13 protein-coding genes are annotated in these 18,757 nt (G+C 70.8%); 9 read left to right on the top strand and 4 right to left on the bottom strand.

The window, feature by feature from the left end; all coding sequences use genetic code 11:
- Window positions 1–2: 2 nt before the first annotated feature.
- The 5 genes from ABZ928_RS21290 to ABZ928_RS21270 are packed head-to-tail and all read left to right on the top strand — an operon-like array spanning window position 3 to window position 6,517.
- Entirely contained in the window at window positions 3–962 is a 960-nt protein-coding gene (locus tag ABZ928_RS21290) for an ABC transporter permease (protein ID WP_361521015.1), read from the top strand.
- Window positions 959–1,879: an ABC transporter permease gene (locus tag ABZ928_RS21285; RefSeq protein ID WP_361521013.1), complete on the top strand. Its 921-nt coding sequence runs from the start codon at window positions 959–961 to the stop codon at window positions 1,877–1,879. The genes ABZ928_RS21290 and ABZ928_RS21285 overlap by 4 nt, the downstream gene beginning before the upstream one ends.
- Window positions 1,876–3,555 carry an ABC transporter ATP-binding protein gene (locus tag ABZ928_RS21280; RefSeq protein WP_361521010.1) on the top strand — a complete coding sequence of 560 codons (1,680 nt, stop codon included), beginning with the start codon at window positions 1,876–1,878 and terminating at the stop codon, window positions 3,553–3,555. Before ABZ928_RS21285 ends, ABZ928_RS21280 begins: the two co-directional genes overlap by 4 nt.
- Window positions 3,552–4,580, top strand: coding sequence for an LLM class flavin-dependent oxidoreductase (locus ABZ928_RS21275; protein WP_361521007.1), 1,029 nt, complete (start codon window positions 3,552–3,554; stop codon window positions 4,578–4,580). Before ABZ928_RS21280 ends, ABZ928_RS21275 begins: the two co-directional genes overlap by 4 nt.
- Window positions 4,577–6,517 (top strand): alpha/beta hydrolase domain-containing protein, encoded by a 1,941-nt coding sequence (locus tag ABZ928_RS21270; protein ID WP_361521005.1) that lies wholly within the window; start codon window positions 4,577–4,579, stop codon window positions 6,515–6,517. Before ABZ928_RS21275 ends, ABZ928_RS21270 begins: the two co-directional genes overlap by 4 nt.
- On the opposite strand, the gene ABZ928_RS21265 is transcribed toward ABZ928_RS21270, so the two are convergent.
- Window positions 6,518–7,165, bottom strand: a complete 648-nt coding sequence (locus ABZ928_RS21265; protein WP_361521002.1) for a class I SAM-dependent methyltransferase — start codon at window positions 7,163–7,165, stop codon at window positions 6,518–6,520. It abuts the gene before it with no gap.
- A gap of 152 nt (window positions 7,166–7,317) precedes the next feature.
- On the opposite strand from ABZ928_RS21265, the gene pgm reads away from it, so the two are divergent.
- Together pgm and ABZ928_RS21255 are read left to right on the top strand one after the other, a co-directional pair.
- Window positions 7,318–8,964 (top strand): phosphoglucomutase (alpha-D-glucose-1,6-bisphosphate-dependent), encoded by a 1,647-nt coding sequence (gene pgm, locus ABZ928_RS21260; protein WP_361521000.1) that lies wholly within the window; start codon window positions 7,318–7,320, stop codon window positions 8,962–8,964.
- A 168-nt stretch (window positions 8,965–9,132) separates the two neighbouring features.
- Complete coding sequence (locus ABZ928_RS21255; RefSeq protein ID WP_361520998.1) at window positions 9,133–9,978, top strand: hypothetical protein; 846 nt, start codon at window positions 9,133–9,135, stop codon at window positions 9,976–9,978.
- A gap of 18 nt (window positions 9,979–9,996) precedes the next feature.
- Here ABZ928_RS21255 and ABZ928_RS21250 read toward each other — a convergent pair whose 3' ends face one another.
- Genes ABZ928_RS21250 through aspT (ABZ928_RS21240) form a run of 3 tightly spaced genes read right to left on the bottom strand, consistent with a single transcriptional unit; the run spans window position 9,997 to window position 15,073 of the window.
- On the bottom strand, window positions 9,997–11,649 hold the full coding sequence (locus tag ABZ928_RS21250) for a bifunctional aspartate transaminase/aspartate 4-decarboxylase (RefSeq protein ID WP_361520994.1): 1,653 nt from the start codon (window positions 11,647–11,649) through the stop codon (window positions 9,997–9,999).
- Between the two features lie 25 nt (window positions 11,650–11,674).
- Window positions 11,675–13,378, bottom strand: a complete 1,704-nt coding sequence (gene aspT, locus ABZ928_RS21245; protein ID WP_361520991.1) for an aspartate-alanine antiporter — start codon at window positions 13,376–13,378, stop codon at window positions 11,675–11,677.
- Between the two features lie 15 nt (window positions 13,379–13,393).
- Window positions 13,394–15,073 carry an aspartate-alanine antiporter gene (aspT, locus tag ABZ928_RS21240; protein ID WP_361520988.1) on the bottom strand — a complete coding sequence of 560 codons (1,680 nt, stop codon included), beginning with the start codon at window positions 15,071–15,073 and terminating at the stop codon, window positions 13,394–13,396.
- Between the two features lie 198 nt (window positions 15,074–15,271).
- On the opposite strand from aspT (ABZ928_RS21240), the gene ABZ928_RS21235 reads away from it, so the two are divergent.
- Together ABZ928_RS21235 and ABZ928_RS21230 are read left to right on the top strand one after the other, a co-directional pair.
- A complete protein-coding gene (locus ABZ928_RS21235; protein ID WP_361520985.1) occupies window positions 15,272–17,173 on the top strand; it encodes an alkyl sulfatase dimerization domain-containing protein in 1,902 nt (633 codons plus the stop codon).
- 162 nt (window positions 17,174–17,335) lie between these two features.
- Window positions 17,336–18,730 carry an MFS transporter gene (locus ABZ928_RS21230; RefSeq protein ID WP_361520983.1) on the top strand — a complete coding sequence of 465 codons (1,395 nt, stop codon included), beginning with the start codon at window positions 17,336–17,338 and terminating at the stop codon, window positions 18,728–18,730.
- The last annotated feature ends 27 nt before the right edge of the window (window positions 18,731–18,757 follow it).

Below are 18,757 nucleotides of genomic sequence, written 5' to 3'. Positions count from 1 at the left end.
CCGTGCGCCGCTATGTGATCAAACGGCTCGCCCAGGCGGTGGGGGTGCTCTGGGCGGCCTACACGGTGTCGTTCCTGGTCCTCGACTATCTGCCGGGCGACCCGGTCACCGCGATGGCCAGTGCCGGACTGGACTCGGGCCAGGTCGATCCGAAACAGCTCGCCGCCCTGCGCCACGAGTACGGCTTCGACAAGCCGGTCCTGGTGCAGTACGCCGACTATCTCGGCCGGGCGGTGCGCGGGGACTTCGGCGACTCGGTGTCCACCGGCCGCCCGGTCACCTCGACGCTGGCCGACGCGCTGCCCCAGACCCTCCAGCTGACCAGCGCGGCGCTGCTGCTCGCGGTGGTCCTCGGCGGGGGTCTGGCGGTGCTGGCGACCTACACCTCCCGGCGCTGGCTGCGGCAGCTGCTGCTGTCGCTGCCCCCGCTGGGGGTGTCGGTGCCGACGTTCTGGGTGGGGCTGCTGCTGGTGGAGACGTTCTCCTTCCGGTTGCGCTGGTTCCCGGCGTTCGGCAACGACGGGCTGAAGGGGCTGGTGCTGCCCGCCCTGACGCTGGCGGTGCCGACCGGGGCGCAGGTCGCCCAGGTGCTCGCCAAGAGTCTGCTCACCGCGCTGGACCAGGCGTATGTGGAGACCGCGCGCGCCAAGGGGGCCGGCCGCTGGCGGGTGCATCTGCGGCACGCGCTGCGCAACGCCTCGCTGCCCGCGCTGACGGTCGTGGGGCTGCTGGTCGGGCAGCTGGTCGCCGGTTCGGTGGTCGTCGAGACGGTGTTCTCGCGCGACGGTCTGGGCCGGGTCACCGCGGCGGCGGTCACCGCGCAGGACATCCCGCTGGTCCAGGGGGTGGTGGTGTTCGGTGCGCTGATCTTCGTGGTGACGAACCTGGTCATCGACCTCGTCTATCCGCTGCTCGACCCGCGGATCGTGGTCGCCTCGGACAGGAAGGCGAGCTTCGCATGAGTCAGAGCCTTGTCGACGACCAGGCCGAGGCCGCCCTCGGCCTGGCCCGGCCGGTCGAGACGGAACCCACCGAGGCTCCGGGCCGCCGGTCCGGCACCCGGGAGGTACTGCGGTTCCTGCTGCGCCGCCCCGGTCTGCTGCTGTCGGCCGCCGTCCTGGTCCTGGTGGTGCTGGCCTCGTTCTGGCCGGACCTGTTCACCTCCCAGGACCCGCTGAAGGGGGTGCCGTCCGAGAACTTCCGCGGCCCGAGCGGCAGTCACTGGTTCGGCACGGACGAACTGGGCCGCGACGTCTTCTCCCGCGTGGTCCACGGCGCCCAGCTCTCCCTCAAGGCGACCCTGATCGCGGTCCTGGTCGCGTTCGTGGTGGGCGGTCTGCTCGGGGTGGTCGCCGGTTTCGTGGGCCGCTGGGTGGACGACGTGCTGATGCGCTTCGTCGACGTCCTCCTCGCCATCCCCGCGCTGTTCCTGTCCCTGGCCCTCGTCACCGCGCTCGGATACGGCACGGTGAAGGTGGCGGTCGCCGTCGGTATCGCCAGCGTCGCCTCCTTCGCCCGGGTGGCCCGCGCAGAGGTGCTGCGGGTGCGGCAGGCGGTGTTCGTGGAGGCGTCGCGCGCCAGCGGGGCCCGCTGGTACTCGGTGCTGGGACGGCACGTCCTGCCCAACGCCGCCGGGCCGGTGATCGTCCTGGCCACGCTGGACTTCGGCGCCTCGATCCTGGCCGTGTCGGCGCTCAGCTTCCTCGGCTACGGCGCGCCGCCGCCCGCCCCGGAATGGGGGACGTTGATCTCCGACGGCCGCAACTACCTCGCCAACGCCTGGTGGTTGACCGCGCTGCCCGGCCTGGCGATCGCCGCGACCGTGCTGGCCACCAACCGCATCGCGCGGGCGCTGGACGGCGAATGGTCACGGCGATGACGACGACACAGGAACTCGAGAACGGCGACGACGTGACCACACCCCTGCTGGAGATCCGCGGCCTGTCCGTGTCGTACCGCACCCGCGGCGGCACGGTCCCGGCGGTACGCGGCGTGGACCTCGACGTCCGGCCGGGTCAGGTCACCGCCGTGGTGGGCGAGTCCGGCTCCGGCAAGAGCACGACCGCCCACGCCGTCACCCGGCTGCTGGCGGCGAACGGCACCATCGACGCGGGCACGGTCCGCTTCGGACGGCACGACCTCGCCACCCTGTCGGAGGCGGAGCTGCGCACCGTGCGCGGCGCGCAGATCGGCCTGGTCCCGCAGGATCCGACGGTCTCGCTCAACCCGGTCAAGCGGATCGGCGAACAGGTCGCCGAGGTGCTGCGCATCCACGGCCTCGCGACCCGCCGTACGGCCGCCGCCGAGGCGATCGACGTCCTGGACCGGGCCGGGCTGCCCGACGCGGCGGTCCGCGCCCGGCAGTACCCGCACGAACTGTCGGGCGGTATGCGGCAGCGCGCCCTGATCGCCGTCGCCATCGCCGCGAAACCCCGCCTCATCATCGCCGACGAGCCGACCAGCGCCCTCGACGTCACCGTGCAGCGTGTCATCCTCGACCATCTCCAGCACCTCACCGAGGAGTTGGGCACGGCGATCCTGCTCGTCACCCACGATCTGGGGGTGGCCGCCGACCGCTCGCAGCGCCTGGTGGTCATGGAGCAGGGCAGGGTGGTGGAGGCGGGCGAGACCCGTACCGTCCTGGCCGACCCCCAACACGAGTACACCCGACGGTTGTTGGCCAGCGCCCCGAGCCTCACCACAGCCCGTCCCCGCACTCCGGCCTCCCCCGCGCCGGACAGCGCCCCGCTGCTCGAAGTCCGCAACCTGGTCAAGGAGTTCAGGCTCCCGCGCGCCAACGGCGAAGCCCGTACCCTGCGCGCGGTCGACGACGTCAGCCTCACCCTGCGGCGCGGGCAGACCCTCGCCCTGGTCGGCGAATCCGGCTCGGGCAAGTCCACCACCGCCCGCCTGGTCCTCCGCCTCACCGACCCGACCTCCGGACAGGTCCTGTTCGACGGCACCGACGTCACCACCGCCAAGGGCGCCCGGGCCAGAGAGCTGCGCCGCCGCGCCCAGCTCATCTACCAGAACCCGTACGCCTCCCTCGACCCGCGCTTCTCCATCGGAGAGGTGATCACCGAGCCGCTGCGGGCGTTCACGGTGGGCGACCGCACCACCCGCCTCGACCGCGCCCGCGAACTCCTCGACCGGGTCGCACTGCCCGCCGCGACCCTGGAGCGCCGGCCGGCGGAGCTGTCGGGCGGCCAGCGCCAGCGCGTGGCCATCGCCCGTGCCCTCGCCCTCTCCCCCGACCTGGTGGTGTGCGACGAGCCCGTCTCCGCGCTCGACGTGTCGGTGCAGGCCCAAGTACTCGATCTGCTGGCCGAGTTGCAGGCGGACACCGGGGTGGCGTACCTGTTCATCTCCCACGACCTGGCCGTCGTACGCCAGATCGCCCATCAGGTCGCCGTCATGCGGTCCGGACAGGTCGTCGAGACGGGCCCGCCCGAGGAGTTGTTCGCCGCTCCCCGCCACGCGTACACCCGCGAGCTGCTCGCGGCGATCCCCGGCGGCAGCGTCGCGGAGACCGTCACGAGCCGAGGACCCGCATGAGCACTCCCTCCCTCACCTCACTGGCCTTCCTCACCCCCGGCAACTTCGCCGACGACGACCCCTACCCGGGCCTGGAGGAGACCCTCGGGCTCTTCGAGTACGGCGAACGGCTCGGCTACGACGGCGCCTGGATCCGGCAGCGCCACCTCGAACACGGGGTCGGCTCGGCGGCCGTGTTCCTGGCCGCGGCCGGTCAGCGCACCGAGCGGATCGAGCTCGGCACCGCGGTCATCCCCATCGGCTACGAGAACCCGTTCCGGCTGGCCGAGGACCTCGCCCTGGCCGACGTACTCTCGCGTGGCCGCCTCCAGATCGGTTTCAGCACCGGGATGCCGCACGCCGACCTGCTCGGCGACCTGGTGCACGACGGGGACTGGCGGGGCTTCGACCTGTCGTACGGCAGGATCGCCCGCGTCGTCGACAACCTGCGCGGCGACTTCCTCGGCGCCCCCGACGCGGTCATCCACTCGCCGGGCAATGTCCAGCGTCCTCGTCTGCAACCGCACAACCCCGGCCTGGCGCACCGCATTTGGTACGGCGGCGGCAGTCTGCGCTCGGTCCGCTGGGCCGCCGAGAACGGCCTCGGTCTGCTGTCCGGCAACATCGTCACCGGCGAGGGCACCGACGACTTCGGCACGGCCCAGCTGAACCTCCTGTCCGCGTACCGTGGCGCCCTCTCCGGCGACCGTCCGGCCCGCGTGGCCCTGGGCCGGGTGATCGTCCCGCTCGACAGCGCCGACGCGGCGACCCGGGCCCGCTACCGCGCCTACGCGGCCGCCCGTCACGACCGCACCCTCTCGCCCCAGGGCCCCAAGCGCACCCTGTTCGCCCCGGACGTCGTCGGGACCGCGGAGCAGATCCTGGAGCAGCTGACCGCCGACCCGGTCCTCGCCGAGGTGTCCGAGCTGCGTCTGGAGCTTCCGTACGAGTTCCACCGGGAGGAGTACGAGCAGATACTGCACGACGTACGGCACCTGGTGGCACCGGAGTTGGGCTGGCGGCCCGCGCTGGAGGCGGTTCGATGAGTGTCCGGCTGGAGGTGCGCACGACGGAGCCGTTCGCCGGCGGCCACCGTTTCGAGGGCGGTGGGGCGTACGAGGTCGTGACCGCGACCGCGCACTACTCCGTGGACCCGAAGACGCCCGGGATCCCCGACCTGGACCTCGCCCCGCTCGACAGCGACGGCAGGGTCCGTTTCCGCGGTGACGTCGAGATCCTGCGGCCGGTCGACGGCGGGCGCCGTCGGCTGTTCTTCGACTGGGGCAACCGGGGCAACAAGCGGGCCGTGCAGTACTTCTGCGACGCCCCGCACACCAACCGGCCCCGCACACTCGCCGACGCCGGGAACGGCTATCTGCTGCGCCGTGGGTACACGGTCGTCTTCGGCGCCTGGCAGGGCGATCTGCTGCCCGGTGACGGACGGCTGCTGCTGGATCTGCCGGTGGCACGGCGGGACGGCCAGCCCGTACGGGGCCTGACGACGGCCGAGTTCATCGTCGAGGAGCCCACCGCCTCCCTGCCGCTGTCCCGGTGGTCGAGCACCCGCTCCTCTCCGGTGAGCGAGCGGGGCGTGCACAGCGCGCGCCTCACCCGGCGGCGGTACGCGCACAGCACGCCGGACGAACTCCCCGCCGGGACGTGGCGGTTCGCCCGGTTGCAGGGCGGCGGCAACGATCTCAGAGGCGTGTCCACGGCCCTCGTACCGAGCCGGTACGACCTGCACCTCGACGACGGTTTCCGGCCCGGCTGGATCTACGAACTCACCTACGAGGCCGAGGGACCGCTCGTCCTGGGGCTGGGCCTGGCGGCGGTCCGCGATCTGGTGAGCCATCTGCGCCACGACCCCACCGCACCGGTCGGGCCCGTCAACTACGCCTATGGCTGGGGGCGTTCGCAGACCGGACGCGCGATCCGTGACTTCATCCACCTCGGATTCAACGAGGACCTCGAAGGCCGCCGAGTCTTCGACGGGCTGCTCCCGCACGTCTCCGGGGCCGGCCGGCTGGGCATCGAGCGGTTCACCAATCTGACGGTCCCGGGCGGCCAGCAGTACGAGGACCACCTGAGTCCGGCCGACGCGTTCCCCTTCGCCTACGCCGAGACGGTGGACCATCTCACCGGCGAGCGCGACGCGATCATGAAGCGGCCGAGTGATCCCAAGGTGCTGCACACGCAGACGTCGACCGAGTACTGGCAGCGCCGGGGCTCGCTCGTCCACACCACGACGGACGGCCGGGATCTGGGGTTCCCGCCGAACGTACGGGGTTATCTGTGGTCGTCGAGCCAGCATGTGGCCGATCCGCTGGCGGGCGCCCCCGGGAAGGGGATCTGCAACCACCCGGAGAACGTCGTCGCCACCTCCGCCCTCTTCCGCGCCACCCTGGAGGCGCTGGACGCCTGGGTGAGCGAGGGCGTGGAACCGCCGCCGAGCGCGGTGCCCACGGTCGCCGACGGGACGCTGGTGACGGGCGACGCGTGGGCGCGGCAGTTCCCGGCCGTACCGTCCGCGCTGCGTCCGCAGGGGCCCAACGAGCTGTACGCGGTGGACCGTTCGGTCGTGCCGCCGGTCGCAGACCGCGCGCGGCGCTACACGGTGCTGGTCCCGGCCGTCGACCCGGACGGCAACGAGACCGCGGGCGTCCGCGCGCCCATGGTCGCCGTCCCGCTCGCCACCCACACCGGCTGGAACACCCGCGCCCCCGGTCAGGGGCACGGCGCGCTGCACGAGTTCAGCGGGTCCACGTTCCCCTTCGCCGCGACGGAGGACGAACGCCTGATCACCGGCGACCCCCGGCCCAGCGTCCAGAAGCGCCACCGGGACTCGGCCGGGTACACCGCCGCGATCAGGGCCGCCGCCGAGGATCTCGTGGCACGGCGGTTCCTGCTGGCCGAGGACGTCGAGCGGGTGGTGGCGGCGTCGGCGAACTGGTCGTCCCCGCGCCACCGCTTCGACCTGCCGTGATCAGCCCGTCGGCGCCTCGCGGCGGCAGTACAGGAAGAGGTGCGGCTCGGGCCCGGCCGCCGGGTGGTCCGGGGCGAAGGTGACGTCGTGCCGGGCCAGCACCGTCAGCCCCGCCGCCTCCACCATCGCGACGACGCCGTCCTCGGCGAAGCTCGTGGCACGGACCGGCTGCCCCATGAACGCCACCTCGGCGTCCTCCACGTCGGCGGGCACGGTGGCCAGCACGAGATGCCCGCCGGGTCGCAGGGCGAGGGTCAGCCGACGCATCACGGCTCGCTGTTCGGCGCGGGTCATCTGGAGCAGCGGGAAGATCACGCACACGCCGTCGAACGCGTCCTGCTCCAGCGGGAGTTGCCGGATGTCGGCGTGGCGGAACTCGGCCTCGGGGACCTGGCGGGAGGCGAGTTCGACCATGACGGGTGAGACGTCGACACCCAGCACCGAGTGCCCGGCCGCGACGAGCGCGGCCGCGGTGGGCCGTCCGGTGCCGCTGCCCACGTCGAGGGTCCGGGCGGCGGGCGGGAGCCGCTCGATCAGCCAGTCCAACGCGGCCAGGTGCGCGGGCGCGTGGGCGAACGCCTTCTCGTAGTCGGCGCCCAGCGTGTCGAACAGCACGGCGGCGGGCGGCTGTTGGTCCTCGTGGGTCACGTGACTGTCCTTCCCCTGGCCGACCCGCATCGTCGCATCCGCCGTGCGCGCGCCACAACGGCCGGACCCTACGCGTCCCGGCGGGCCGGACGGGGGAGAATGGGGGCCGTAACGAGGCCGTACCAACTCGACCTTTGCGGAGGAGCGGGGAAATGCAGAACGCGCGAGCGGGACAGGTCGCCGGACCCGAGGACCTCATCGATGTGGCCCGCCTGGTCACGGCGTACTACGCGCTGCACCCCGATCCGGCCGAGCCGGGGCAACGGGTGGCGTTCGGCACGTCGGGACACCGTGGCTCGTCCCTCGCGACGGCGTTCAACGAGGACCACATCGCCGCCACCAGCCAGGCCATCTGCGAGTACCGCGCCGCCCAGGGCACCGACGGCCCCCTCTTCCTCGGCGCCGACACCCACGCCCTGTCCGAGCCCGCGCGGATCACGGCCCTTGAGGTGTTCGCCGCCAACGACGTGACCGTCCTGATCGACCAGACCGACGGCTACACGCCCACCCCGGCCGTCTCGCACGCCATCCTCGCCCACAACCGCAACCGCGGCTCAGGCTTCGCCGACGGCGTGGTGGTCACCCCCTCGCACAACCCGCCCGCCGACGGCGGCTTCAAGTACAACCCGCCGAGCGGCGGCCCCGCCGGTTCGGACGCGACCTCCTGGATCCAGGACCGCGCCAACGAGATCATCACCGGCGGCCTGAAGGACGTACGGCGCATCCCGTACACCCGCGCCCTGGCCGCGCCCGGCACCGGCCGGTACGACTTCCTCGGCACCTATGTGGCCGATCTGCCGAACGTGCTGGACCTGGACGTGATCCGGGCCGCCGGCGTCCGCATCGGCGCCGACCCGCTCGGCGGCGCCTCCGTCGCCTACTGGGGCCGGATCGCCGAACAGCACGAGCTCGACCTCACGGTGGTGAACCCGCTCACCGATCCCACCTGGCGTTTCATGACGCTGGACTGGGACGGCAAGATCCGCATGGACTGCTCCTCGCCGTACGCCATGGCCTCGCTCATCGAGCAGCGGGACCGGTTCGGCATCGCCACGGGCAACGACGCCGATGCCGACCGGCACGGCATCGTCACGCCGGACGGCGGGCTGATGAACCCCAACCACTATCTGGCCGTGGCGATCGGGTATCTCTTCTCGTACCGGGAGCAGTGGCCCGAGAGCGCCGGGATCGGCAAGACCCTGGTGTCGTCCGGCATGATCGACCGGGTCGCGGCCGACCTCGGCCGGACGCTGGTCGAAGTACCCGTCGGATTCAAGTGGTTCGTGGACGGCCTGTCCGACGGCACGCTCGGCTTCGGCGGCGAGGAGTCGGCGGGCGCGTCCTTCCTGCGGCGGGACGGCTCGGTGTGGACCACCGACAAGGACGGCATCATCCTGGCCCTGCTCGCCGCCGAGATCACGGCCGTCACCGGCGACACACCCTCGGTGCACTACGGGCGGCTCACCGACCGCTACGGCGACCCCGCCTACGCGCGCGTCGACGCCCCGGCCTCCCGCGAGGAGAAGGCCCTGCTCGCCAAGCTCTCCCCCAGCCAGGTCACCGCCGACACCCTCGCCGGCGACCCGGTCACCCAGGTCCTCACCGAGGCCCCCGGCAACGGCGCCGCCCTCGGCGGCATCAAGGTCGGCACCGCCAACGCCTGGTTCGCGGCCCGCCCTTCGGGCACCGAGGACGTCTACAAGATCTACGGGGAGTCCTTCCTCGGTCCGGACCATCTGCGGCAGGTCCAGGAAGAGGCCAGGTCGGTGGTGCTGGCGGCACTGGGGGAAACCGACTAAAGAGCAAGGTACCGACGGAAAGCACGCGCACTTGTGTCGTATTGCGGTCACACCCTGCGCACATCTGCGCAGGGGCGACACACAGACTGCACACACCCCGTCGAAAGCCTCGCTAGCTTTGCTCGCGGCTCGCTCCCTCGCACGCAAGTGAACACAGGAAGACCGCAGATGGACTACTGCTCCACGTGCCGCCGGCATCTCAACGGCGCCCTGGTGTGCCCCGGGTGCGGCGCCTACGCCCCGGACATCGCGCCCCTCGCCGTCGGGACCCCCGCACCGCCCGCCCGGACGGACGGCGCGGCGTGGCAGCCCCCGTCCCACACCTGGCACGACGCGGCCTCCGTCACCGAGGAAGCCGACGAGACGCCCGAGGGGCATCCGTACGACGATGTCGAGGCCCCGCAGTCCGTGGCGGTCACGCCGACGGGCCGGGCGGCGCGCCGGCGCCAGCGGGAGCGCTGGAAGAAGACCCAGCGCCGGGCCCTGGTGGCCACCGCGGTCGCGTTCGTCGGCGGCGGTCTGACCGTCGCCTCGATGGAGCGCCAGTCCACGGACCGCACCCAGGCGGCCGCCGCTCCGGACAACGAGGCCATGGGCGTCGCCGAGGAGCAGGCCACCGACACCGTTCCGCTGTCCTCGACGGCGACCGGGAAGGACACCTCGAAGGGCACCCCGTCGACCGCCCGCCCGGCCGCGACGAACGCCCCGCACGAGCAGTCCGCCGCCATACCCCAGGCCACGCCGACGAGCCAGGCGGTCCAGCAGGACAGCGTCACCACGCAGCTGTCGTCGACGGTGACCGGCGTCGGGACCAAGACCGCCGACACGGTCTCCGATGCCACGGACGCGGCGACGGAGACGGTGGCCACGGCAACGCCTTCCGCCGGTGAGAGCACCGACACGTCGGGCACGGACACGTCGTCGGGCACGGACACCTCCGCGACGACTCCCTCGACGTCGGACGCCTCCTCGCCCTCGGGGCTGTGCCTGCTCGGGCTGGTGTGCATCAGCTGATGAGGGCCTTCGGCTGATTCAGGCCTTCGACGCCTGCCACTCCGTCGCGTAGTCGTCGAAGATCTGCCGCAGATGGTGGCCGATCTTGAGGTAGTCGAGGTCGTCGAGGTTCGCGAGCGACACGCGCACCGACCACTCCGGGCCGTCGAAGCCGCCGCCGTTGAGCAGCACCACATGGGTCTGCTCGGCGAGGCGGAACAGCGGGTCCACCGGCTCGTAGTTCTTCCGCAGGAACGCCGCGAAGTCGGTGCCGTGGACGCGCTCGGCCTCGGCGAGCAGGTCGAGTTCGACGTAGTAGCCGGCCCGCCTGGGGTCGTCGGCGATCTTCATGCGGGCGCCTTCGAGGAGGAGGTCGAGGCGCTGCTGGACGATGGAGCGGACCTTGTGCTTGTAGACCTGGCCCTCGTCCAGCAGGTCGAAGAGGGAGAAGATCACCATCATGACCTGCTGCGGGAGCGAGAGGCCCGCCGTGTGGTTCAGGGCGACCTGGCGGGAGTCGGCGACCAGCCGGTCGATGAACTTGATCTTCTCGGGTTCGAGGGTGAGGGTGCCGTACCGCTTGCTCAGGCGGTCCTTCTCCGACTGCGGCAGGTTCGCGAGCATGTCGTCGATGACGTTGTCGTCGTGCAGGCCGATCACACCGAGCCGCCAGCCCGTGGCGCCGTAGTGCTTGGAGTACGAGTACACGAGCAGGGTGTTGCGGGGCAGGTCGGCGGCGATGGAGCGGAAGTTCTCGACGAAGGTGCCGTAGACGTCGTCGGTGACGATGAGGAGGTTCGGGTTCTTCGTCGCGACGATGTCCCGGATCTGGTTCGCGACGCGGTCGCTGAGCGCCAGTGACGGCGGGTTGGACGGGTTGACCAGGCAGACCAGCTTGATCGAGGGGTCCTCCAGTTTGGCGACCTCCTCCGTCGGATAGCGCCACTCGCGCACCCCGACCTCGGTGAACAGACTGGCGTTGACGTGCACGACGTCGAACTCGTACGTGTCGAGTTCGGGGATCTCGATGTACGGCGTGAAGACCGGGACCATGAGCGCGATGCGGTCGCCCTTCTTCAACAGCCCGTTCTTCGTCAGGGAGTCGAAGATGTAGCACATGGCCGCCGTGCCGCCCTCGGTGGCGAACAGGCTCAGGTGGTTGTTCTCCGGGGGCCGCTTGTCGAACATCTCGTCGCCGACGTACGCGCGGACGACCTCCTCCGCGTGCGTCAGCATGCGGTCGGGGACCGGGTAGTTGTCGGCGGTGATGGAGTCCGTCAGTTCGTGGACGAACGCGTCCTTGTCGAAGCCGAAGCGCTCCAGGGCGTAGTCGACGCACTTCTCCAGCAGCTGGATCCCGGGCAGGTCCGGGTGCTGGCGCACGAACGCCTCGAACCGCTCCCCCGCGCCCTGCCGTTCGGGCATGCCGCCCAGGTTGTCGGCGGTCCACACCCGCCGGGACTCCGCCAGGGCGAAGTAGCCGAGCGCGTAGAACGCCTCGCGCGGGCCGGTCGCCACCCAGTTGGGGTTGCCGCGGCCCGCGTTGAGCATCTGCACACTGGACTTGTCCTTCTGGCCGGGCTTGTCCTCCTGCGTGGCCTTGGCCAGCTGGATGAACCTGTCCTTCAGCTCGAACGGGGACAGCTGGGCGAGGGACTGGATCTCCTCGCGGGAGAAGGTCGTCTTCGGCATGGCGGATCCTTAGAGACGGTGACGCTCAGTGGTGGACGAGGACGATGACCGCGCCCCAGATAGTCAGGAGCACGTTGCCGACGGCGTACGGGATGGTGTAACCGAGCGTCGGGATCTGCGACTTGGAGGATTCGTTGATCGCGCCGATGGCCGCGGTGGTGGTCTGGCCGCCGGCGAGGACACCCATGAGGATCGGGAAGCGGATCTTCTGGACGTAGTGGCCGAAGAGGAAGCCCACGATCAGCGGGATGACGGTGGCCACCGCGCCCCACAGCAGCAGGCCCCAGCCCGCGTCCGACAGACCGGAGGTGAAGCTCGGACCGGCGTTGATCCCCACGACGGCCACGAACAGGCACAGCCCGAGCGTGTCCATGAACCACTGGGCGCCGGGCGGCACATTGCCGTACGTCGGGTACTTGCCGCGGATCCAGCCGAAGACCAGGCCCATGATGAGCGCGCCGCCCGAGGTGGACAGGCTGATCGGCACCCCGGAGACGGTCAGCGCGGGGATGCCGATGCAGCCGCCCAGGAAGATGCCGAGGCCCACCCAGATCATGTCGGTGGCGAAGCTGGTCGGCACCGGCTTGCCGATCTCGTGCGCGGCGGGGTCGACGAGGCGCTTGGGGCCGGTGAGGATCAGGGTGTCGCCGCGCTCCAGCTGGGTGGAGAGCCGGTAGGGGAACTCGGAGCCGGCGCGGTACAGCTTGTCGACGTACACGCCGACCATGAACGGCTCGCGCCTCAACTCACTGATCGTCTTGCCCAGTTGGGCCTTCTCGGAGGCCACGACATGCAGTGACTCGGTCTGGTAGCCGAGGAGTTCGACGTCGTCGGTCTCGGCCCCGATGTGGGTGCGGGCGTCGAACGCGACGAGGTCGTGGCGCAGGGCGGAGACGGCGAGGACGTCGTTCTCGCGCAACGTCGTCCGCTGGTCGTGGTCGAGGATCTTGCCGTCCCGGCGGACCTGGGTGATGTAGACGCGGCGGCCGAGTTCCTTCTGCTGGTTCTCGAAGTCGTCGATGCTCCGGCCCACCACGTCGGGCCGCTGCACGGTGTAGGCCCGCAGCACGACCTCGTAGTAGCCCTCCCCCAGGTCGGGGTTCTCGTCCGGGGAGTCCAACTCCTTGGCCAGCGCGGCGCTTTCGGCGGCCAGGTCCTTGCCGTAGAGCCGGGGCAGGACGCTGGCGAGCAGCAGTGCGCACAGGATGGTGCCGAGCGGGTACGTCACCGCGTACGCGACCGGCACCAGGTTCTCCTCGGTCTTCAACTGGGCCGCGGTGAAGCCGGGGAGGGAGCCGATGGCGTCCTGGGCGACACCGATGACGGCGGACTGGGTGAGCGCGCCGCCGAGGAGGCCCGCGGAGAGGCCGGGGCCGTAGCCGAGCATCGCGGCGAAGCCCCAGCAGACCAGCAGGCCGGTCACACAGACCACGACGGCGTTGAGGACCTGGGGCAGGCCGTCCTTTCTCAGGCCGCGGAAGAACTGCGGGCCGACCCGGTAGCCGAGGGCGAACAGGAACATGATGAAGAACAGGGCCTTCACCGTGTCGTCGATCTCGACCTTGAACTGGGCGCCGAGGAAGAGTCCCACGATCAGACAGCCGGTGACGGCGCCGAGCGCGATGGCCTTGTAGCGGATCCTCCCGACCAGGAACCCGAAGGCGACGGTGATGAACACCAGGAGTTCCGGGTGCGGTTGGAAGATGTTCCGGTTGAGGAAGTCGATCATGTTCGGCTCCCTTTCTCAGGCACCGAGGATGCCGACGAGGATCGGTCCGGTCAGCGGCAGCAGGAAGTTGGAGAGGGTGTAGGTGATCGTGTAGCCGAGCAGCGGCACCGTCGACTGCGCGACCTGGCTGATCGCGGTGATGGCCGGGGTGGAGCACTGCTGTCCCGCGATGGCGCCGATCAGCAGCGGTTTCTCGATCTTCAGCAGCTTGAGGCCGACGATCAGGGAGATGGTCGCCGGGATCAGCACCATGCCGATGCCGGCGAACGGCAGCAGGGCGCCGTACTCCTTGATGAGCGGCCAGGCCTGCGGGCCGGAGGTCAGTCCCGTGCAGGCGATGAAGACGGCCAGGCCCATGTCCTTGAGGGTGGTCGCGGCCTGGGTCGGGAAGGCGCCGAAGGTCTGCCGCAGGGAGCGGAACCAGCCGAAGAGCAGCCCGGAGATCAGACAGCCGCCGCCGGTGCCGAGGGAGAGCGGGATGTCCCCGGCGTGGACGATGATCTGGCCGAGCAGGGAACCGGCGACGATGCCGAAGCCGATGTAGATGAAGTCGGCGGCGTCGTTCTTGACCACCGCGCCGATCTTCTTCACCAGCCGGTCCAGGCCCGAGCGGGCGCCGACCAGGGTGAGCACGTCCCCGCGCGCCAGGACGGTCTCGCCCGACGCCGGCATGTGCTGCTCATTGCGGACGACTTCGGTGATGTACACCCCGGAGGCGGTGAACTCCGGGTGCTCGGAGCGCATCTCGTCGATGGTCAGCCCGGCCGTGACCTTCTCGGTGACCGCGACCTGCTTGGTGGCCAGCGGGGTCTCCACACCCGGGATCCCGGGTGTCTCCGGGCCGAGGTGCCGGCCCACGTCGATCACGGCGGCGCGGCGGCCGACCACGAGGACCAGGTCGGACAGGGTCAGCTCCAGATCCGACCGGACGCTGAGCGCCGTACTGCCCCGTTTGACCGCCTCGACGGTGACGAGCCCGCCGTCCAGGGACTCCAGGTCCCCCACCCGCATCCCGTCGGCGAGGGTCACCAGATAGGTACGGCTGACCATGCCGGGCAGGCCGGGCAGTTCGTCGTTCTCCAGCGAGCCCTTGCCGCCGCGCATCGTCTGCCACAGTTCGCGGGAGGCGTCCCGGAGGTTGATGCGCAGCAGCATCGGCATGATCTGGCTGCTGTAGAGGACGATCGTGACCAGGCCGAAGAGGTAGCAGACCGTGTAGGCGGTGGCCACGTTGCCCTGGTACTCCTCGATCTGGGCCGCCGTCAGACCGCTGAGCTTGCCGATCGACTCGGTCGCCGTACCGACCACCGCGGACTCCGTGGCGGCTCCGGCGAGGATGCCGGACGCGGTGCCGACATCGAGGTCGAAGGCCTTGGCCAGCCCGTACGCGATCGAGATGACACACACCAGCTCGATCAGACACAGCACGCCGAACCTCAGACCCTTGCGGTTGAGGTTGGCGAAGAACTGCGGGCCCGCCATATAGCCGAGGGAGAAGATGAAGATCGCGAAGAACACCGTCTTCACGTCGTCGGCCACTTCCGCCTTCGTCCAGGCGCCCAGCAGCAGCGCGACGATCAGCGTGCCCGCGATCCCGCCGAGCGTGATGGGTCCCACCCGCAGCTTTCCGACCAGGTAACCGGCCGCCAGACAGAGGAACAGCGCCAGCTCGGGATGATCCTTGATGACGCCCATACCACCTCGGTTCTCGCTCGCCCCCACGCCGGGTCAGCACGATCCTCGACGCGAGCACCGCAGGTCACCAGGCGGAAGAAGCCGTTCGGGTGAGGGCGCGCGTTCACCCGTACGGCGTTGATGCGGTCGTGGGGCAGGAGTGCCGGGGCGAGGGTGGCACTGCCCCACTCCACCGTGCCGCCGTCCAGGGAGACCGACATGCCCGCGAACACCGAGACCAAGCCGGCGGAGCCGGGCATCGCCGAGGCCAACCGGGCGGTGCTGGAGCGGTTCCCCTTCGACGACGAGACGGACCTCGAGAACGCCCGGCGCGGATTCCTGGGCACCGCGCAAGAGAGCGTGGTCCGCGACGCCGAGGGCCGTGCCGTCTGGGACCTCGAAGCGTACGGATTCCTTCGCCAGGACTGCCCCGACACCGCCAACCCCAGCCTGTGGCGGCAGAGCCGGCTCTGCTCCGACCACGGCCTGTTCGAGGTCGTCGAGGGCATCTACCAGGTCCGCGGCTTCGACCTGTCGAACATGACCCTCGTCGAGGGCGAACGCGGCATCCTCGTCATCGATCCGCTGATCTCCGCCGAGACGGCCGCCGCGGGCCTCGCCCTGTACCGCGCCCACCGCGGCGACCGCCCGGTGACAGGCGTGCTCTACACCCACAGCCACGTCGACCACTTCGGCGGCGTACGCGGTGTGGTGAGCGACGAGGACATCGCGGCCGGCGTGCCGGTCCTCGCCCCGGAGGGCTTCCTGGAGCACGCCGTCAGCGAGAACGTCTACGCCGGTACGGCCATGAGCCGGCGCGCCGCCTACATGTACGGCGCGGTACTGCCCAAGGGCGAACGCGGCCAGATCGGCACCGGCCTCGGCCAGACGACCTCCACCGGGGCGATCGGTCTGATCCCGCCGACCCTGGACATCACCCGCACCGGCCAGACGGAGACCGTCGACGGCATCCGCATGGTCTTCCAGCTCACCCCCGGCACCGAGGCGCCCGCCGAGCTGAACATCCACTTCCCCGACCACGCTGCGCTGTGCATGGCGGAGAACGCCACCCACAACCTGCACAATCTGCTGACCCTGCGCGGCGCCCAGGTCCGCGACCCGCGCGTATGGGCCCGCTATCTCACCGAGGCGATCGACCTCTTCGCGGACTCCAGCGACGTCGCCTTCGCCTCGCACCACTGGCCGGTGTGGGGTCGCGCACACCTCGTGGCCTTCCTCGCCGAACAGCGCGACCTGTACGCCTACCTCCACGACCAGACCCTGCGCATGCTCAACCAGGGCCTTACGTCGCTGGAGATCGCCGAACGGATGGAGGTGCCGCCGGCGCTGGAGCGGGCCTGGCACACCCACGGCTACTACGGCTCGGTCAACCACAACACCAAGGCCGTCTACCAGCGTTACCTGGGCTGGTTCGACGGCAACCCGGCCCACCTGTGGGAACACCCGCCGGTCGAGTCCGCCCGCCGGTACGTCGAGTTCATGGGCGGGGCGGGCGAAGTCCTGCGCCACGCCCGGCAGTCGTTCGCCGAGGGCGACTACCGCTGGGTGGCCCAGGTGGTCCACCACGTGGTCTTCGCCGACCCCGACAACGACGAGGCCCGCGCCCTCCAGGCCGACGCCCTCGAACAGCTCGGCTACGGCAGCGAGAACGGCCCCTGGCGGAACTTCTTCCTCATGGGCGCCCTGGAGCTGCGGCACGGCGCGGTCGGCACGCCCACCGCCACCGCCTCCCTGGACCTGCTCGCGGCACTCACCCTTGAGCAGCTGTTCGACGCCCTCGCCGTCCGCGTGGACGGCCCGCGCAGCTGGGACGCGGACATCGCCGTGCGCTTCAACCTGCCCGACCGCGCGCCCGTGACCCTGCGCCTCCACAACGGCGTACTCACCCACGTCACCGGCACCGGCCCCGCCGCGGCCGACCCCGAACTCGAGATCACCCTCACCGAGACGGACCTGCGCACCGTCCTCCTCGGCGCCGTCACCCCGACCGACCTCGCGGCGAGAGACGGCGTCAAGGTCAGCGGCGACCCCGGCCGGCTCACCGAACTGCTCGGCCATCTCGCCGCACCGGACCCGCACTTCGCCATCGTCACACCGTGAGCCCGATCAACGTCCGCGCTCGCACACGAGACCGGCCGACGTAGAGGCCGCACTCACACTCCACCGCTGAACTATGGTGTCCCACCACATGTGCGCCTGACCTGTGGATTTCTACGGTGTGCCCACGTACCCGTCCCCACAGCACACGAGGAAGTGGCGCTCATGGCCTCCGCAGCATCCGCTCCGCCCACGCCCACCGCACCGGGCAACCTGAAGCGCATCGTCGCCGCCAGCCTCATCGGCACAACCATCGAGTGGTACGACTTCTTCCTCTACGGCTCCGCCGCCGCCCTCGTCTTCAACAAGCTGTTCTTCCCCGACTCCGACCCGCTCGTCGGCACCCTCCTCTCCTTCCTGACGTACGCCGTGGGATTCGCCGCCCGCCCCATCGGCGCCCTTGTCTTCGGGCACTTCGGCGACCGGCTGGGCCGCAAGAAGCTGCTGGTGCTGAGCCTGCTGCTGATGGGCGGGGCGACGTTCGCGATCGGCCTGCTGCCGACGCACGCGACGGTCGGCTCGGCCGCGCCCGTGCTGCTGACCGTGCTGCGCCTGGTGCAGGGCTTCGCGCTCGGCGGCGAGTGGGGCGGGGCGGTGCTGCTGGTGTCGGAGCACGGGGACGCGCGGCGGCGCGGGTTCTGGGCCTCGTGGCCGCAGACCGGCGCGCCCGCCGGGCAGCTGCTGGCCACCGGTGTGCTGTCGCTGCTCACCGCCGTCCTCTCGGACGCCGCGTTCACCAGCTGGGGCTGGCGGATCCCGTTCCTGCTCTCCGGTGTGCTGGTGATGGTCGGTCTGTGGATACGTCTGTCTGTCGATGAATCGCCCGTCTTCAAGCAGGCCCTCGCCCACGCCGAGGCCCGCAAGGCCGAGCAGGGGGCCGGCGCGGAGAAGCTCCCGCTGGTGTCCGTGCTGCGCCACCACTGGCGGGACGTGCTCATCGCGATGGGCGCGCGCATGGCCGAGAACATCAGCTACTACGTCATCACCGCGTTCATCCTCGTCTACGCCGTCACGGCGGCCGGCGTCTCCAAGCAGACCGCTCTCAACGCCGTACTGATCGCCTCGGCCGTGCATTTCGCGGTGATCCCGCTGTGGGGCGCCCTGTCGGACCGGATCGGGCGGCGGCCGGTGTATCTGCTGGGCGCGGCCGGCATCGGGCTGTGGATGTTCCCGTTCTTCTCCCTCATCGACACGGGCGACTTCGGCAACCTGATCCTCGCCATCACCGTGGGTCTGGTGCTGCACGGGGCGATGTACGCGCCGCAGGCCGCGTTCTTCTCCGAGATGTTCGCGACCCGGATGCGCTACTCCGGCGCCTCCATCGGCGCCCAGTTCGCCTCGGTCGCGGCGGGCGCGCCCGCACCTCTCATCGCGACCGCGCTGCTGGACGACTACGGCAGCTCGACCCCGATCGCGCTGTACGTCATCGCCGCCGCCGTCGTGACGCTCATCGCGGTGGGAGTGGCCAAGGAGACCCGCGACCGGGATCTCGCCGACGTGGAGTCCGCGACCGGCACCGAGCCGGTGCGGGCCGCCACCGCGGACGCCCGCAGCGTCTGATCCGCCTCCGAGCCGGCCCCCGTACGC

The organism is Streptomyces sp. NPDC046909 (assembly GCF_040644695.1).
Lineage (GTDB): Bacteria > Actinomycetota > Actinomycetes > Streptomycetales > Streptomycetaceae > Streptomyces.
Note: the sequence above shows the minus strand (reverse complement) of the source record. Positions and strands in the feature narration are given on the sequence as shown.

What these genes read in the sequence shown, in the direction of transcription:
- ABZ928_RS21285 (WP_361521013.1), top strand. Translation starts at nt 959, where the DNA reads ATGAGTCAGAGCCTTGTCGACGACCAGGCCGAGGCCGCCCTCGGCCTG.
- ABZ928_RS21280 (WP_361521010.1), top strand. Translation starts at nt 1,876, where the DNA reads ATGACGACGACACAGGAACTCGAGAACGGCGACGACGTGACCACACCC.
- ABZ928_RS21275 (WP_361521007.1), top strand. Translation starts at nt 3,552, where the DNA reads ATGAGCACTCCCTCCCTCACCTCACTGGCCTTCCTCACCCCCGGCAAC.
- ABZ928_RS21270 (WP_361521005.1), top strand. Translation starts at nt 4,577, where the DNA reads ATGAGTGTCCGGCTGGAGGTGCGCACGACGGAGCCGTTCGCCGGCGGC.
- pgm (WP_361521000.1), top strand. Translation starts at nt 7,318, where the DNA reads ATGCAGAACGCGCGAGCGGGACAGGTCGCCGGACCCGAGGACCTCATC.
- ABZ928_RS21255 (WP_361520998.1), top strand. Translation starts at nt 9,133, where the DNA reads ATGGACTACTGCTCCACGTGCCGCCGGCATCTCAACGGCGCCCTGGTG.
- ABZ928_RS21250 (WP_361520994.1), bottom strand. Translation starts at nt 11,649, where the DNA reads ATGCCGAAGACGACCTTCTCCCGCGAGGAGATCCAGTCCCTCGCCCAG.
- aspT (WP_361520991.1), bottom strand. Translation starts at nt 13,378, where the DNA reads ATGATCGACTTCCTCAACCGGAACATCTTCCAACCGCACCCGGAACTC.
- aspT (WP_361520988.1), bottom strand. Translation starts at nt 15,073, where the DNA reads ATGGGCGTCATCAAGGATCATCCCGAGCTGGCGCTGTTCCTCTGTCTG.
- ABZ928_RS21235 (WP_361520985.1), top strand. Translation starts at nt 15,272, where the DNA reads ATGCCCGCGAACACCGAGACCAAGCCGGCGGAGCCGGGCATCGCCGAG.
- ABZ928_RS21230 (WP_361520983.1), top strand. Translation starts at nt 17,336, where the DNA reads ATGGCCTCCGCAGCATCCGCTCCGCCCACGCCCACCGCACCGGGCAAC.